The sequence below is a fragment of the Fundidesulfovibrio putealis DSM 16056 genome, assembly GCF_000429325.1.
GTDB classification, from domain to species: Bacteria; Desulfobacterota; Desulfovibrionia; order Desulfovibrionales; family Desulfovibrionaceae; genus Fundidesulfovibrio; species Fundidesulfovibrio putealis.
Genome location: NZ_AUBQ01000017.1, coordinates 40,006 through 53,823, shown reverse-complemented (window position 1 = coordinate 53,823; position 13,818 = coordinate 40,006). Strand labels below are relative to the sequence as shown.

17 protein-coding genes are annotated in these 13,818 nt (G+C 64.2%); 5 read left to right on the top strand and 12 right to left on the bottom strand.

The genetic code is table 11. The features are described from left to right. Positions 1 to 24: 24 nt before the first annotated feature. The 6 genes from G453_RS0114715 to G453_RS0114690 all read right to left on the bottom strand — a co-directional run bounded on the left by G453_RS0114715 (position 25) and on the right by G453_RS0114690 (position 3,516). Positions 25 to 558, bottom strand: coding sequence for a YbhB/YbcL family Raf kinase inhibitor-like protein (locus G453_RS0114715; protein ID WP_051272467.1), 534 nt, complete (start codon positions 556 to 558; stop codon positions 25 to 27). A gap of 10 nt (positions 559 to 568) precedes the next feature. Further along, positions 569 to 1,429 (bottom strand): bifunctional methylenetetrahydrofolate dehydrogenase/methenyltetrahydrofolate cyclohydrolase FolD, encoded by an 861-nt coding sequence (gene folD, locus G453_RS0114710; RefSeq protein ID WP_027191667.1) that lies wholly within the window; start codon positions 1,427 to 1,429, stop codon positions 569 to 571. Between the two features lie 294 nt (positions 1,430 to 1,723). Then, the gene (locus G453_RS24320) at positions 1,724 to 1,969 is read right to left on the bottom strand and encodes a type II toxin-antitoxin system HicB family antitoxin (protein ID WP_043645949.1); all 246 of its coding nucleotides are present in this window, start codon (positions 1,967 to 1,969) and stop codon (positions 1,724 to 1,726) included. 262 nt (positions 1,970 to 2,231) lie between these two features. Further along, on the bottom strand, positions 2,232 to 2,681 hold the full coding sequence (locus G453_RS0114700; RefSeq protein ID WP_027191666.1) for an Hsp20/alpha crystallin family protein: 450 nt from the start codon (positions 2,679 to 2,681) through the stop codon (positions 2,232 to 2,234). 34 nt (positions 2,682 to 2,715) lie between these two features. Next, positions 2,716 to 3,081 carry an Hsp20/alpha crystallin family protein gene (locus G453_RS0114695; protein ID WP_027191665.1) on the bottom strand — a complete coding sequence of 122 codons (366 nt, stop codon included), beginning with the start codon at positions 3,079 to 3,081 and terminating at the stop codon, positions 2,716 to 2,718. 18 nt (positions 3,082 to 3,099) lie between these two features. After that, complete coding sequence (locus tag G453_RS0114690; RefSeq protein ID WP_027191664.1) at positions 3,100 to 3,516, bottom strand: Hsp20/alpha crystallin family protein; 417 nt, start codon at positions 3,514 to 3,516, stop codon at positions 3,100 to 3,102. A 248-nt stretch (positions 3,517 to 3,764) separates the two neighbouring features. Here G453_RS0114690 and G453_RS24315 point away from each other — a divergent pair, with 248 nt between their 5' ends. The 3 genes from G453_RS24315 (at position 3,765) to G453_RS0114675 (ending at position 6,687) form a co-directional block, all read left to right on the top strand. Then, a complete protein-coding gene (locus tag G453_RS24315) occupies positions 3,765 to 3,983 on the top strand; it encodes an FmdB family zinc ribbon protein (RefSeq protein WP_043645947.1) in 219 nt (72 codons plus the stop codon). A 93-nt stretch (positions 3,984 to 4,076) separates the two neighbouring features. Continuing rightward, the gene (gene htpG, locus G453_RS0114680; protein WP_027191663.1) at positions 4,077 to 5,987 is read left to right on the top strand and encodes a molecular chaperone HtpG; all 1,911 of its coding nucleotides are present in this window, start codon (positions 4,077 to 4,079) and stop codon (positions 5,985 to 5,987) included. Positions 5,988 to 6,318: 331 nt separating this feature from the next. After that, entirely contained in the window at positions 6,319 to 6,687 is a 369-nt protein-coding gene (locus G453_RS0114675) for a molybdenum cofactor biosynthesis protein MoaE (RefSeq protein WP_027191662.1), read from the top strand. A gap of 204 nt (positions 6,688 to 6,891) precedes the next feature. Here G453_RS0114675 and G453_RS24310 read toward each other — a convergent pair whose 3' ends face one another. Then, the gene (locus G453_RS24310; protein WP_051272466.1) at positions 6,892 to 7,293 is read right to left on the bottom strand and encodes an SAM-dependent methyltransferase; all 402 of its coding nucleotides are present in this window, start codon (positions 7,291 to 7,293) and stop codon (positions 6,892 to 6,894) included. 303 nt (positions 7,294 to 7,596) lie between these two features. Here G453_RS24310 and G453_RS0114665 point away from each other — a divergent pair, with 303 nt between their 5' ends. Then, the gene (locus G453_RS0114665; RefSeq protein ID WP_027191661.1) at positions 7,597 to 8,250 is read left to right on the top strand and encodes a DedA family protein; all 654 of its coding nucleotides are present in this window, start codon (positions 7,597 to 7,599) and stop codon (positions 8,248 to 8,250) included. A gap of 94 nt (positions 8,251 to 8,344) precedes the next feature. Here the strand turns inward: G453_RS0114665 and G453_RS0114660 are convergent, their stop codons facing one another. From G453_RS0114660 to G453_RS0114640, 5 genes are all read right to left on the bottom strand, one after another. Next, positions 8,345 to 8,731 (bottom strand): YkgJ family cysteine cluster protein, encoded by a 387-nt coding sequence (locus G453_RS0114660; RefSeq protein ID WP_027191660.1) that lies wholly within the window; start codon positions 8,729 to 8,731, stop codon positions 8,345 to 8,347. 178 nt (positions 8,732 to 8,909) lie between these two features. Next, positions 8,910 to 9,485: a C-GCAxxG-C-C family protein gene (locus G453_RS0114655; protein ID WP_027191659.1), complete on the bottom strand. Its 576-nt coding sequence runs from the start codon at positions 9,483 to 9,485 to the stop codon at positions 8,910 to 8,912. A gap of 205 nt (positions 9,486 to 9,690) precedes the next feature. Next, entirely contained in the window at positions 9,691 to 10,776 is a 1,086-nt protein-coding gene (locus tag G453_RS24305; protein ID WP_043645945.1) for a glycosyltransferase family protein, read from the bottom strand. Positions 10,777 to 10,889: 113 nt separating this feature from the next. Next, positions 10,890 to 12,002, bottom strand: a complete 1,113-nt coding sequence (locus G453_RS0114645) for an N-acetylneuraminate synthase family protein (RefSeq protein ID WP_027191658.1) — start codon at positions 12,000 to 12,002, stop codon at positions 10,890 to 10,892. Continuing rightward, positions 11,999 to 12,616, bottom strand: a complete 618-nt coding sequence (locus G453_RS0114640; protein ID WP_027191657.1) for a winged helix-turn-helix domain-containing protein — start codon at positions 12,614 to 12,616, stop codon at positions 11,999 to 12,001. Before G453_RS0114640 ends, G453_RS0114645 begins: the two co-directional genes overlap by 4 nt. A 417-nt stretch (positions 12,617 to 13,033) precedes the next feature. On the opposite strand from G453_RS0114640, the gene G453_RS0114635 reads away from it, so the two are divergent. Next, complete coding sequence (locus tag G453_RS0114635) at positions 13,034 to 13,807, top strand: ABC transporter ATP-binding protein (RefSeq protein WP_027191656.1); 774 nt, start codon at positions 13,034 to 13,036, stop codon at positions 13,805 to 13,807. The last annotated feature ends 11 nt before the right edge of the window (positions 13,808 to 13,818 follow it).

The window sequence follows — 13,818 nt, the reverse complement described above, 5'->3', positions numbered from 1 at the left end:
GGCGGTATTGGCGGGCAAGCCAGACTACTTCTTGAATTTGCCGAACAGTTTGCCCCTGGCCAGGATGTGTCCCTCCACGGCCAGCAGGAACTCCTGCTTGGTGGCGTTTTCGGGCAGATCCAGGGAGGCGTCCAGGGCGAACACTTCTATGACGTAGCGGCGCGTGAGTCCCGAGGGCGGGCAGGGGCCGGTGTAGCCCATCCTGCCGCCGGGTCCCGGCAGTTGCAGTCCCTCGCCTTTCATCTGGCGGGTGCGGGGTTGGTTCTCCGGAAGGTTGGCGAGGTTTCCGGGGAGGTTGTAGGCCATCCACAACGCTATGACCGATCGCGGGGAATCCTGCTCGGTCATGAGGATGGCCAGTGTCTTCGTCTCCGCCGGAGCTCCGCTTATGCTGAGGGGCGGGGAGTGGTCCCCTCCCTCGCATCCAGCCGACCGGGGCATCCTGTCGCCGTCCTTGAAGGCCGGGCTTGCCACGGTGAGGCTGGCCGCAAGCCCGGCCCCGCTCCAGAGGAGCAGGACCAGGGCCGCAGTGGCGAATGTGTGGAAAACTCGTGCCATGGGGCCGCCTTCAGCGCTCCATGCGCCAGGTGTAGGCCTTCACGGTGTTGGCCAGAAGCATGGCGATGGTCATGGGACCGATGCCGCCGGGCACGGGGGTGATGGCCGAGGCCAGATCCTTCACGGCCTCGAAGTCCACGTCGCCGCACAGGCCCTGCTCGGTGCGGTTGATGCCCACGTCCACCACGACGGCTCCGGGCTTGACCATCTCGCGGGTGACGAACTTCGGCCTGCCGATGGCTGCCACCAGGATGTCGGCGGAGCGGCACTCGCCCACGAGGTCGGGCGTGCGCGAATGGCAGATGGTCACGGTGGCGTTGGCCATGGGTTCCGCCCTGGCCAGCAGGAGGGCCATGGGCTTGCCCACGATGTTGGAGCGTCCGATGACCACGGCCTTCTTGCCTGCGCAGGAAATATCGTAATGCTTGAGCAGCTCCATGACGCCGGCGGGCGTGCAGGGCATCAGGCAGGGCAGCCCGATGCACAGCTTGCCCACGTTGACGGGGTGGAAACCGTCCACGTCCTTGTCGGGGTCCACCAGGGACTGCACGGCCAGAAGGTCCAGGTGGCGGGGCAGGGGGGCCTGCACCAGGATTCCGTCGATCTCGTCGTTGGCGCTCAGTTCGCGGACCAGCGCCTCCAGGGAGGACTGGGTGACGTCCGCGCCGATGCGGTGGGCGCTGGAGGTGATGCCCGCCTCGGCGCAGCCGCGCTCCTTGTTGCGGACGTAGACCTGGGAGGCGGGGTCATCGCCTACCAGGACCACCGCCAGATGCGGAGCGCGTCCGTGGATTTTTTTCAGTCGTTCGACATCGACCGCCAGGTTCTGGCGGATGGAGAGTGCGGTGGCCTTCCCGTCGAGAAGCTGCATGCCGGTATCCTCGGATGAAACAGAATATTCCGGGGCCGGACGGGAGGAATCGCGGCGGACCGGAAACGTCAGGATAGGATAAATGACCCGGCATTGCAAACCGGGGCGGAGGAACCGGCGCGCGGCCATGGCCGTCAAAGCGTGGCGGCGGGCCGCTGCTCTCCGGGGGGCTATGGGGAGCAATGATCACGGCGTGCACGGAGAGCGCAGACAGGGCGCTGGGGCTGCCGTGACATACGCGGGCTTCGGGCCGCCGGACAACCCGACGGGAGGGGCGGTTTCGGGTGTCCTGACTCAGCGCGCCTGGGCGAACTGGCCGGAGAGGCCTTCGGGGTGCAAGCCCAGGTTCACGCTTTTCAGCAAGTCGCGGCCCTGGGCGTCCGGCAGGGTCTGGACGTAGAATTCCAGGGACGCCTTGAAACCGGCCAGGGCTTCTTCGGGGGTTTCGCCCAGTCCATGGCAGCCGTTCACGCTGGGACAATGGGCAAAATATCCGACTTCGTTTCTGGTCAGGACGACGTGGTACGCACTGGTGCTCATTGCTGTATTCTCACTGCAGGAAAGTGTTCTTGATCCTCCTATGCGATAAACAGGGCGCGCTGTCCAGCGGCAGAGAGTGACGTTTCCGCGTCGCGGGAAAAAAAAGGCCGGGCCGGGGTATTCTCCCGGCCCGGCCTGATGTTTCGCGTCCGTTGGTTTCGTCACCACAAGTCGTCAGTGTTTCCGGGAGATTGTCTCCCGGGGCCGCAACGTTCGGCTTGCGTTCAAACAGGCCGGTCGACGAAAAGCGAACGCACTCCTGCTAACTTTCGATGGGCACGCGCGTGGGTTTGGCGTCCTCGGACTTGGGGATGGTGATCTTCAGGACGCCCTTGTCGAAGCTGGCGGACGCCTTGTCGGCCAGCACCCCGGCGGGCATGGCCAGGGAGCGCGTGAAGCTGCCGTAGCGGATCTCCCTCGCGAGCACGGTCTCGCCGTCCTTCTGCTCGTTGGTCTCTGTTTTGTGGCCCTGGATGGTCAGCACGCCGTTGTCCAGGGTCAGCTCCACGTCCTTGGGGTCCACGCCGGGCAGTTCGGCGCTCACCAGCACCTCGCCCCCGGTCTCCTTGACGTCCACCGAGGGAGTGATGTCCTTCATGTTCGCAAAACCCGAAAAGGGTTCGCGCATCATGCGTTCCATGGCCTCGAAGGGGGATGGGAACCTTCCGGCCGGGTCGCTTCTGCGCAGTGCGGGGAAGAGTTGTTCCAACATACGTACCTCCGTTTGAAGCGGGCCGCGCTGGGCGCTAGCCCATCTGGATGTCGATTTTTCGCGGCTGGGCTTTCTCGGCCTTGGGCAGGTGCAGCTCCAGCACGCCGTTCTTCACGTTGGCCTTGATGCTGGCCTTGTCCACGATGTGCGACAGGGTGAAGCCCCTGTAGTATTCGCCGTTGCCGAACTCCACATGGATCAGCTTCTCGCCGTCGGGCGTGGGGTAGGCGGTCCTGCCGGTCACCTTGATCTCGTCCTCGTTCAGGTCGATGATCAAGGATTCCTTGGAGACGCCCGGAATATCCATATAGATGTAGAAGCCGTCGGGGGTCTCCACGATGTCGGTGGCGGGCTTGGCGCGTGGCAGGCCCTTTTCCTCGGTCCTGGTTTCTTCGCTCATTGTCCTGTTCCTCCGCTATCAGGCGATGTCGATGGAGATTTTCTTGGGCTTGGACGACTCGGACTTGGGAATCACCACTTCCAGCAGGCCGTCCTTCATCTTGGCGCTCACGCGTTCGCGGTCGATGGGGGAGTGGATGTTCACCACCCGCTGGAACGCGCCGGTGGGGCGCTCCTGGCGGTAGTACTTGCCCTTGGCGGGCTGGCGTTCGCCCTTGACCACCAGCGACGACTCGGTGAGCGTCAGGTCGATCTCGGAGATGTCCATGCCTGGAAGTTCGCAGCGCACGGTGATGTTCTCCTGATCCTCGGAGATGTTCACGGGAGGATAGGCGTAGGGGCGCTGGGAGATGGACATGGAAGGCGACCAGAAAGCCTCGAAGATCCGGTCGAGCGGTGTCTGCTGTCCGAAGAACGGACTGAAGTCGATGACCATGCTTTTGTCCTCCTTTCTGCGTAGTTGCGTCTTGGAAGTTTACAATAATCACACACCGGAAGCGGTCAAGGCCCCCGGGAGAGAATGAACATCCTACTTCATATATGCTTCGGCCCGTTGACGGTCAACACCACTTCGGGCGCTGCCTCACGGGTGCCCGGAAAAGCCAATCGGGGGCCGGGCCTTGACAGAGCGGCGGCGCTGTTTAAGGTACTCGGTTGACTACACATTCCAGCAGGAGACCCGTCATGCCCCTCTATGAATACCAGTGCGCCGCGTGCGCCAACCGTTTCGAGGAACTGATGAGCGCCTCCGCCACCGAGGCCCCCGCGTGCCCAGTGTGCGGCAAGCCAGGAGCCGTGCGCATCCTGTCGCCGGTGTGCGGCCAGACCTCGGACAAGGGCGCGGCCACGCCCTTCGCCCCCGGCCCGTTCCCCACGGGGTGCACTCCGGGCGGCTTCTCCTGAGGCTAGTCAAGCCCTGCCGGTCGGGCAGGCCAGATGCATCAGGCGCAACCGTTCGCACCTAAAGAACCAAACAAAAGCAGAAGAGGTTGAGACATGTCCGAAAGCGAGAAGGTCACGAAGCGCGAGTTCAAGGCCGACATCGTCAAATTGCTCGATATCATTACGCATTCTGTCTACACCAATAAGGAGATCTTCCTTCGCGAGCTGATCTCCAACGCCTCCGACGCCCTGGAGAAGCTGCGCTTCAAGCAGAGCAGCGGCGTCGCCGTGGCCGATGCCGAGCTTCCCTTGGAAATCCGTATCACCACGGACAAGGAAAACGGCGTGCTGACCATCGCCGACTCCGGCATCGGCATGTCCGAGATCGAGCTGGTGGAGAACATCGGCTCCATCGCCCACTCCGGCTCCGAGGACTTCCTGAAGGCCCTGGGCTCCGACGCCTCCAAGGCCAGCTCCATCATCGGGCGCTTCGGCGTGGGCTTCTACTCGGTGTTCATGGTGGCGCGCCAGGTGGTGCTGACCACCAAGTCCGCCGAGCCCGAGGAGGCGGCCTGGGTCTGGGTGTCCGACGGCCTGGGCGGCTATGAGCTGATCCTGGCCGAGGGCGAGGTGACGCGCGGCTCCTCCCTGGAAATCCACCTGAAGGACGACGCCAAGGAATACGCCGATCCGGCGGTCATCAAGGACATCATCAACCGCCACTCCCACTTCATCTCGTTTCCCATCCTGGTGGACGGCGAGCGGGTGAACACCGTCCCGGCGGTGTGGCGCGAGCCCAAGACCTCCGTGACCGCCGAGCAGTACAAGGAGTTCTACACCTTCCTGACCCACGACCCCGAGGCTCCCATCGAGACCGTCCACATGAACGTGGACGCGCCGGTGCAGTTCTCGGCCCTGGTGTTCGTGCCCGCCAAGTCCGAAGAGTTCCTGGGCTTCCAGAAGCTCGAGCGCGGCCTGGACCTGTACGTGCGCCGGGTGCTCATAGCCAAGGACGCAACCGAGCTCCTGCCCGAGTACCTGCGCTTCTGCCGGGGCGTGGTGGACACCGAGGACCTGCCGCTGAACTTAAGCCGCGAGACCTTGCAGCAGAACGCCATGCTGCGCCGCATCGCCCAGGCCGTCACCAAGGAGATCCTCTCGCGGCTTCGCAAGAAGGCCGCCGCCGATCCCGAAGGCTACGCGGCCCTGTGGAAGGAGCACGCCAAGATCTTCAAGCTGGGCTACTCCGACTTCCTGAACCGCGAGGCCTACTCCGAACTGCTGCGCTTTGATTCCTCGGCCCTGGACGGCCCGGACAAGCTGACCAGCCTGGCCGATTACGTCACCCGCGCGAAAGATGGCCAGAAGACCGTCTACTATCTCTCGGGCACAAGCCGCGAGGCCCTGGACATGAACCCCCACCTGGAAATCTTCCGGCGCAAGGGCATCGAGGTACTCTACCTGTACGAGCCTGTGGACGAGTTCGTGCTGGAATCCATCGGCGACTTCAAGGAGTTCGCCTTCAAGTCCGCCGAGCAGGCCCAGGCCAAGGACCTGGCCAGCTTCGACGACGCCCCGGACGCGGGCGAGGCTCCGGCAGCGCTCACGCCCGAAGAGACCACCCTGTTCGAGGGGCTCCTGGCCCGCATGAAGGAAGTGCTGGGGGATCGCATCAAGGACGTGCGCGGTTCGCAGCGCCTGAAATCCAGCCCCTCCTGCCTGGTGGCCGCCGACGGGCAGATGAGCTCCCAGATGCAGCGACTCATGCGCATGATGAACAAGGACGAGTCGGCCCCCGAGAAGATCATGGAGCTGAACCCGGACCACGCCCTGACCAGGAACCTCATCGCCATCTACGGCGCCGATCCCAAGGACCCGTTCATCGATCAGGCCACGGAGCAGCTCTACGAGTCGGCGCTCTTGCTGGAGGGCTACCTGTCCGACCCCCACAAGATGGTGGGGCGCATAAACTCCATCCTGGAGCAGGCCAGCGGCTGGTACGCGGGCTTGAAGAAGGGGAGCTAGCGTCGCGTTTTTGAAAAACATGAAATGTTTTTCATAAACAGAATAAATGGTTTTCTTGGTTTAGGTTCATGAGTTGTTGAAGCAGGAATAGCCTCCGGCGGCCAAAGGGCTGCGCCCTTTGGAAACCCCAGTGGGGCAATGCCTTTGCCCGCAGCCGATCCGTTCGTGGGGTTGTCGCCGGGAAGCGTTGCATGAACTCTGACGGGTACAATTGGGACCGGAGCCGCGAGGCTCCGGTCCCTTTTTTTCGGGAGCGGGCCGCGAACGCGCCAAAGCCTCTTGGCACGGCGCGGCCTTCTCCTGTAGAATATACCCAACCACGGAGGTCTACATGGATATTTCCAAGGCAATCGCCGAGTTGAAGAAAAAGCCCGGCTTCACCGAGAAGGTGGGCATGTTGCTGGTGCACAACGGCGTGGTGCGCGGCACCCAGCGCCAGAGCGGCAAGCCCGTGGACCGGCTGGAGATCAAGCCGGACCTGGCAAAGATAGAGGCCATCTGCCAGGAGCTGTCCCAGCGGCCCGGCATCTTCTCGGTGACGGCCAAGGCCAACTCCGGCACGTTCGTTCCCGGAGACGACGTCCTGTTCATCATCGTCGCGGGCGACATCCGTGAGAACGTGGTGCCCACCCTGGCCGACGCCTTGAACCGCATCAAGGCCGAGGCCGTGGGCAAGGCCGAGCACCTCACTGTGGAGTAGACGGTCGGACGGCGTGCCCGCCTGGAACGTGTGCGAGCATTCTTCCGGGGCCGCTGCCCGGTTGCCTGTTTGGGACGAGGGGCGTCCTGGCCGTTCGCGGTGCAGTCGCGCCGGTGAACCAGGCAGCCCGTGAAAACCCACCCGAGCCCTCCGTCCGGCAGTCCGGCGCACGGAGGGCTTTTCCTGTCCTGCCGCCGGGGGGCGTCAGCACTCGAAGCAGGGCTTGATATCCAGGAGCGGCGAGCCGTTTCGCATGTCCACGCCCTGGAACACCAGGACTCCCTCGCTCACGGACACCACTTCCACCGCGCTCATGCCCAGGCGCGAGGGTCTGCGGGGCGAGCGCGTAGCGAAGACGCCGCGCGTGCGGCCGTCCTCGAGGGAGGTCGTGGTCAGTTCCACCGGTTTGGCCAGGTCGAACAGAAAGATCAGCCAGATCTTGCTGCATTCCTCAATCGTGGCCAGGCCCGGCGCGTATTCCGGGAACACCTCGGCCCGGCCCAGCACGTCCGCCGCCAGGGACGACTGGCGCGGGATGTCCTCCAGCTTGTCGTAAGGGGTGACGAGCGTGCCGATGCGGGGGAGCAGGTAGCCGGTATCGTCCATGGTTTCTCCTTGCCGGGGGGCGGTCATGTTCATATCCGCGCTGTGCGCCGTGCGGTCAGGAGCTCGGCCAGCCCGCCCGGCGCGTCTGGCGGCTGGCCCGGGTGTCCCGGCGTAGTAGCGGGTCTGGAGTGGCGTAGAGGCCCGTTTTCGGGAGTGCCGGAAATCTCTGGCCCTCCGGCCCGGATGCGTGGGGCCTGCCCTGAAGGCCGGGTCACTTCCCGCTTGCCTGCCGGGCAAACCCGCCTTATGTAAGCCGCGCCGGAGAGGCTCTTCTCCCTATTCTCACATTATCAAGGACAATGCATGGAAATCCTTTCCCAGTTCTTCTGGATGCTCGGGCACGTCAAGGAAACCCTGGAGATGATCGTCACCAACTACGGGGCCTGGGCCTATCTGGTGCTGTTTCTCATCATCTTCTGCGAGACGGGCCTTGTGGTGACCCCGTTTTTGCCGGGCGACTCCCTGCTGTTCATCGTGGGCGCGTTCTGCGGTGCGGGCAGCCTGGACCCGATTCTGACCACGGGCCTTCTGATGTCGGCGGCTGTGCTGGGCGACAACACCAACTACTGGATCGGGCGCACCGCCGGGCCTGCCGTGTTCAACCGGGAGGACAGCAGGCTCCTGAACAAGAAGCACCTGGAAAAGACCCACGCCTTCTACGAGAAACACGGCGGCAAGACCCTGGTGATCGCCCGGTTCATGCCCATCGTGCGCACCTTCGCGCCTTTCGTGGCCGGAATCGGCAAGATGACCTACACCAAGTTCCTGGCCTACTCCGTGGGCGGGGGCGTGCTGTGGATCGGCGGCCTGATCGGCCTTGGCTATCTGGTGGGGAACCTGCCCATCGTGGAGAAAAACTTCAACAAGGTGATCTACCTGATCATCCTTGTGTCCATCATGCCCGGCATCATCGAGTTCGTGAAGGCCAGGCGCGCGGCCGTGCGGGTGGCCCGCTAGCGCCGCCGCTCCCGGCAGACTTTCAAAACGTGAAAGGCCGTCCCTCGGGGCGGCCTTCTTCATTGGCGGAAACATCGTAGGGCAACGCGCGCGGTCATTCGTAGGAGAACCGGAACCCGCAGCCCGGCAGCACGTTGCGCCCCGTGAAGTAGAGATTCGTCGTGGGGTAGTTCGCGCAGAATTCAAGCCTGTTGGCGTAGTCCGCGCATCTGTTGTCCACGAGGCTGGAGCATTTGAACACCAGCGGACCGAAGCTGTCCTGCCCGGTGATGACGAAGCGCTCGTATCGCGGGTCTTTTGCGCAGGCTTCGCGCAATTGATATTCGGACTCGATGAACCCGCCGTCCACACTGATGCAGAGGCTCTCGCAGCATTTTCCGCATTGGAGGCAGCTTCCCGCGACCGCCAGCTGTTTGCGCCTGAACAGCGAATGCAGATACCTGAACGCTCCAAGAACAGTTTCGGGAGGAAACATATTCATGAAGATACTCCTTGTTCGTCTCAAGGGGTATTCGTGCCAGTGCAGAAGACGCGGCGCTGCTAAAGCCGCCTGTTCTGCCAGATCCTGCCGTTTTTCCCGCAAATAACGCGTGATGCAGTGTAAATCTCCGGCAGGGGAGATGTCCAGAGGGGGGCGCTGCTGACGCCAATCCCGCGTGTTATGCGGCCATCAGCCTGGCCGCTTCCTTCACGGCAGCCTCCACCAGCAGCGGACACGTGGACTTGAAGAGTCCCTGGCCCGCAGCCTGCGAGACGCCCGCGTCTGTTGCCATGTCGGTCCCCAGCAGGGCGGAGCAGTCGAGGTTTCCGAATTGGGAGCGCATTGCGACGACCAGCTCGCGCATCTTCGCCTTGGTGACGTCCGTGCCCTTGCCATCGCCGTCTGTTGTGCGCCCGAAGCGCATCCCCAGGGCCATCATGGCCCCGGTGACCGCGCCGCAGGTCAGCCCGTTCCACATGCCAGCCGCGAAGGGCGTGGTGATGCGCGTCACGGCCTCGGCGTCCATCCCGGCGTGTCCGGACAGGGACTCCAGCACCGCCTGGGTGCAGTTCCAGTGGGAGAGGAAGCGCTCCCTGGCGTAGGCGGCGGGGTCCGCGCCCGAGGGGAGCACGGCGGGCTGGGCTGCGCCCGCGCTGACGGATGGCGTCAGAAGGGGCAGGGCGGCTCCGGCGGCGGCAACGGCGACCGCGCCGCAGCAGGCTCCGGTCACGAACGAACGACGGTCGATGGGCATGCTCGGTGCTCCTCCAGTCCTGATGTCAGATGCGCATGGATGCCGACCGGACGCCGCACGGGCCGGGGAGCGAATCCCAGGTCACTGGCATATGGACGACGAGCGCTGCCTCCGCAACTCCTGGCCCTGTCGTGGGGTCGAAAAGTGGCGGCGGCCTTCCCCCGGAAAACAGGGGTGGGTTTGTCAGGATCGGGAAGCTAGGCGCTCAGGCGGGGTTTGTCCAGGCCGATGCTCTGGACCTATAGATCAGGTCGGGAAGGGTGTGGAAAAGGAAATACTTCGAGCGTGATTCCAGCGACAACTCCGGCTGGCGCGCCACCAGGCGCGGGTCTTCCAGCAGAAGCTCGTACACCCGCTCGTAGTGGCGGATCATGCGCTCCTCGGGCCAGTATTCGGCCAGCCAGCGCCGCCCCTGCACACCCAGTTCGCGGGTGAGTTCCGGCTGCGCCACCAGATGCTCCAGCACCTCCCCTGCGTCCTCCAGGCGGACGTTGACGAAGGGGTGCGTGTCGCTCCCCGAGAAGCGGCGCAGCAGCATGAGCGAGCGCTCGTCCAGGTAGGACAGCACGCACTTGCCCTGGGCCAGCCCCTCAAGGCCGGTCAGGTGGTAGCTGCCCGTGACCAGATCATCCACCACGATGCGGCTTGCGCGTTTCTCTTCCAGTGCCTGCGCCAAGGGCAGGCCGGTGACGATGCGCGTGGCGGCGCGCGTGCGCCTGCCCACGGCTTCGATCACGGCGGTGGCCTCGGGCATGCCCTTGGTGCTCCAGCGGTCGGCCCAGGCGCTGAAGTCCTTCGTGGGGCTGTAGAAGATGTCCCAGCGCGGGGTCTTGGAGGAGGGCAGGTAGGCGTCCTCGGTCTCGGGCACGAAATTGGGGACGATCATGGCCTTGGGGTAGAGGCGCTCGGGGTACTGGGCGATGGCCAGACAGGGGATGTCCTGAGCCAGGAGCTTTTCGGGCGTGATGCCCATGACCTCGGCCACCAGCGACGGCGCGGAGTGGAACTGGCGCACCACGCGCTTGCCAGCCTGGGCCAGGGCGCGGAAATCGATGCGGCCAAAGGCCTTGGAGTCGTAGTCCAGGTAGTTGTGCAGGTGGATGACGTCTGCGTCCCAGGCCAGGTCCAGGGCCTCCTGCGGTGATTCGGACAGCACGAGGTCGTGGTCGTAGAGGCCGAAGCGCTTGAGGTCCACCAGCCGGGCGTCCACGCCGGTGTGGCGGCGCAGGGCCTGCACCAGCCTGACGGGCATTCCCGCCAGGGGGGTGATGGAGAAGTGGAGGACTTTCATGGCTGGCGCGCAGCGCCCTGGAAGCAAGGCGCTGCGTGATGCGTGCGGTTGGCGTGGACCGCAGGTTTCCCGGCTGTCATGGGCCTTTGTCCGCGCCGGTTTCTGACGCGTGTTTAACGGCTCTGGGCCAGGGGCAGCTCGTCCACGATGCTCCCGCGAACGCTTAAGGCAGGGGCAAGCTGGTCCCACTGGACCAGATCCTCGTGGCGCACGGCGGCCACCAGGGTGCGGCCCAGCACGTCGTCCCAGTGCACGGGGCTGATGCCGTGTCCGGGGCATTTCACGGTGAGGTCGGCCTCGGCCAGGGTGTGCCCGGCGGGCAGGTCGCGGGCGAAGACAACGCTCTTGCGCAGCTTCACGGCAACCTTGCGCTCCGGTTCGGAGACTTCCTTGCGGCACACGGTCATGGCCGCTTCGGCCTCGCGGATAAGGCCAACCATCTGCGCAAACCCGGCAGGGTCCAGCGAGGCCTGATGGTCGGTGCCGCGCAGGGTGCGGTCCAGGGTGAAGTGGCGCTCCACCACGCAGGCGCCAAGCGCGGCAGCGGCGACGCTCGGCCCGATGCCCTGCTCGTGCCCGGAGTAGCCAACGGGCAGGCCGTAGCGCTTGGCCAGTTCGGCCATCACCGGCAGGCCCACGCACTCGTCGGGGCAGGGGTAGGTGGAGTTGCAGTGCAGAATGATGATCTTGTCATGGTAGCGGCGAAGCTCGGAAACGGCCAGGTCGATCTCTTCCAGGCTGCTCATGCCCGTGGAGAGGATCACGGGCAGTCCCGTGGCTCCTGCCTGTCGCAGCAGCGGCACGTTGACCAGGTCGGCGGAGCTGATCTTCAGCACCTCAACGCCCATGTCCAGAAGTTCGGCCAGGCTGACCTGGTCCCAGGCTGAGGCGAAGAAGACAAGCCCCAGCGACTCGGCAAGTTCCTTCAGCTCGACCATGTCCTCGATGGACAGTTCCAGGGCGAGGCGGTGCTCGCCGTAGGTTTTGCCGAAGCTGTTGGGGCCGCCGTAGGGCATCTGGAGGCCTTCGTCGGTGAACAGGGCGTTCATGTCGCGTTTCTGGAACTTGACGGCCTGGACCCCGGCCTTGGCGGCCTCATGGACCATCTGGCGGGCGATGGCCACATCCCCCTGGTGGTTGTTGCCGATTTCGGCGACCACGAAGCAGGGGCGTCCATGCCCGATGGCAACGCCGGACTTGAGCTGGATGGGGGGGGGCGTCTTCATAAGCGTATGATCTCCACGTTGTGCTGCCCGTAAAGCTCTCGAAGCTGCCCGTGAATTTCCTCCTGGCAACCGTAGGAGGTAATCACAACGGCCTGGGGCCGCAGGGAGTCGAGCACCACCGGCGGGGATATGACGTACCCGCCGAGAGTCTTTCCGGCCTTGGCCGGGTCGTTGTCCACCAGGGCCATCACCTCGAAGCCGCCGGTGGCGCGCAGGGCCTGGAGCACTATCTCGCAGGTCTCGGAGGCTCCGAACAGAACCAGCTTCACCAGGGAGCGGCTCTTCAGGTTGGCGAGCTTGTGGACGATGGCCGCCTTGAGGGCGGTGTAAATCTGCACCGTTTCCGACGAGAAACTGGAGAACATGGTCCTCCGGCGGGCTTCGCCCTCGTCAGTGAGCAGGTAGCGGAAACTTTTGCCGTTCACCCGTTCGAACTCGATGAGGTTCGTCTCCGCCATCTCTTTCAGGTACTGGTTCACCATGGCGCCTGAAAGGTTCGCGCGGCGGCCCAGCTCGTTCTGGCTCACCTGGCTGTCCTGGGCGAGGGTGTCCAGGATGGCCAGATAGCGCGCCGCCTTGCTTGGCCGGTAGTACGTTTTGTTCACCAGGAACATATGCCAGGACCACCGTTCGTTTGTAAGGTGAACGCGGACGGCAAGGCCGCAAAGCGCCGAACTTGCTTAAGGTACTTGCTTTCGCAAAGGATAACAAGATGTTGCCGCATTTCAAAATGTCCCGTCATTTCAGTGTGATGCCCAGTGAACCCCTGCTTCAACCATTCATCTCCTGAATGGATTATCGGCAGGACTTTCCCGGCGCTTTAGGCCTCCGGGGTCGAAATCACGCTAGCAACCTTCGTGCCGACGCCGTGTTGCGGCGCTTTTCGGGCTGATATTGCCGCTTGCCAGGCGCTTTCAGGGGGGGCGGGACGGGCGGGTATTCAATTTTTTGTCGCATGGCGCGCGCGGCGCGGGGCACGCGCGTGTTGCAATTGCTGGGCACTTGGGTATGAACCGGCCCGGAGGCTTCACGTGTCCACAACGCTTATCCAGATCAAGGACCTGAAAAAGTCCTTCCAGGGGCGCCCGGTGCTTACGGGCGTGGACCTGGACATCAAGGCGGGCGATCTCACCGCCGTCATCGGCAAGAGCGGCGAAGGAAAGAGCGTGCTGCTCAAGCACATCATGGGGCTTCTGCGGCCCGACTCCGGCGACGTCTGGTTCGAAGGCAAGGCCCTGGGGGACATGTCCAACACCGAGCGCCGGGGCCTGAAATCGGTGATGTCCTATATGTTCCAGGCAATGGCCCTGTTCGATTCGCTCTCCGTGTTCGACAACGTGGCCCTGCCGCTTCGCGAGAAGCTGCACCTGCCCGAGCCCCAGGTGCGCGAACGCGTGGAGCGGCTGCTCAAGGAACTGGAGCTGTCCCAGATGCCCGGCAAATTTCCGTCGCAGCTCTCGGGCGGCATGCAGAAGCGCGTGGCCCTGGCCAGGGCGCTGGTCACCGAGCCGCGCATCATCTTGTTCGACGAGCCCACCACGGGGCTTGATCCCATGCGCAAGTGGGGCGTGTTCAAACTGATAGACGAGTCGCGCCGGGCCTTCGGGTTCACGGCGGTGATGGTCAGCCATGACATCCCGGACGTGTTCTCCATCGCGGACACGGTGGCGCTCCTGGACGAGGGGCGCATCGAGTTTACGGGCACGGCCCAGGAGGCGCTCGCCTCGGATCACCCCACCATGCGGGCCTTCATGCCCGGCCTGGACGAAAACGGCAGGCCCGCCGGGATGGCGGAGACGGCGTAGGGAATATTCAG

What these genes read in the sequence shown, in the direction of transcription:
- G453_RS0114700 (WP_027191666.1), bottom strand. Translation starts at nt 2,681, where the DNA reads ATGTTGGAACAACTCTTCCCCGCACTGCGCAGAAGCGACCCGGCCGGA.
- G453_RS0114695 (WP_027191665.1), bottom strand. Translation starts at nt 3,081, where the DNA reads ATGAGCGAAGAAACCAGGACCGAGGAAAAGGGCCTGCCACGCGCCAAG.
- G453_RS24305 (WP_043645945.1), bottom strand. Translation starts at nt 10,776, where the DNA reads ATGAAAGTCCTCCACTTCTCCATCACCCCCCTGGCGGGAATGCCCGTC.
- G453_RS0114675 (WP_027191662.1), top strand. Translation starts at nt 6,319, where the DNA reads ATGGATATTTCCAAGGCAATCGCCGAGTTGAAGAAAAAGCCCGGCTTC.
- G453_RS0114660 (WP_027191660.1), bottom strand. Translation starts at nt 8,731, where the DNA reads ATGAATATGTTTCCTCCCGAAACTGTTCTTGGAGCGTTCAGGTATCTG.
- G453_RS24310 (WP_051272466.1), bottom strand. Translation starts at nt 7,293, where the DNA reads ATGGACGATACCGGCTACCTGCTCCCCCGCATCGGCACGCTCGTCACC.
- htpG (WP_027191663.1), top strand. Translation starts at nt 4,077, where the DNA reads ATGTCCGAAAGCGAGAAGGTCACGAAGCGCGAGTTCAAGGCCGACATC.
- G453_RS24315 (WP_043645947.1), top strand. Translation starts at nt 3,765, where the DNA reads ATGCCCCTCTATGAATACCAGTGCGCCGCGTGCGCCAACCGTTTCGAG.
- G453_RS0114665 (WP_027191661.1), top strand. Translation starts at nt 7,597, where the DNA reads ATGGAAATCCTTTCCCAGTTCTTCTGGATGCTCGGGCACGTCAAGGAA.
- G453_RS0114645 (WP_027191658.1), bottom strand. Translation starts at nt 12,002, where the DNA reads ATGAAGACGCCCCCCCCCATCCAGCTCAAGTCCGGCGTTGCCATCGGG.
- G453_RS24320 (WP_043645949.1), bottom strand. Translation starts at nt 1,969, where the DNA reads ATGAGCACCAGTGCGTACCACGTCGTCCTGACCAGAAACGAAGTCGGA.
- G453_RS0114715 (WP_051272467.1), bottom strand. Translation starts at nt 558, where the DNA reads ATGGCACGAGTTTTCCACACATTCGCCACTGCGGCCCTGGTCCTGCTC.
- folD (WP_027191667.1), bottom strand. Translation starts at nt 1,429, where the DNA reads ATGCAGCTTCTCGACGGGAAGGCCACCGCACTCTCCATCCGCCAGAAC.
- G453_RS0114655 (WP_027191659.1), bottom strand. Translation starts at nt 9,485, where the DNA reads ATGCCCATCGACCGTCGTTCGTTCGTGACCGGAGCCTGCTGCGGCGCG.
- G453_RS0114690 (WP_027191664.1), bottom strand. Translation starts at nt 3,516, where the DNA reads ATGGTCATCGACTTCAGTCCGTTCTTCGGACAGCAGACACCGCTCGAC.
- G453_RS0114640 (WP_027191657.1), bottom strand. Translation starts at nt 12,616, where the DNA reads ATGTTCCTGGTGAACAAAACGTACTACCGGCCAAGCAAGGCGGCGCGC.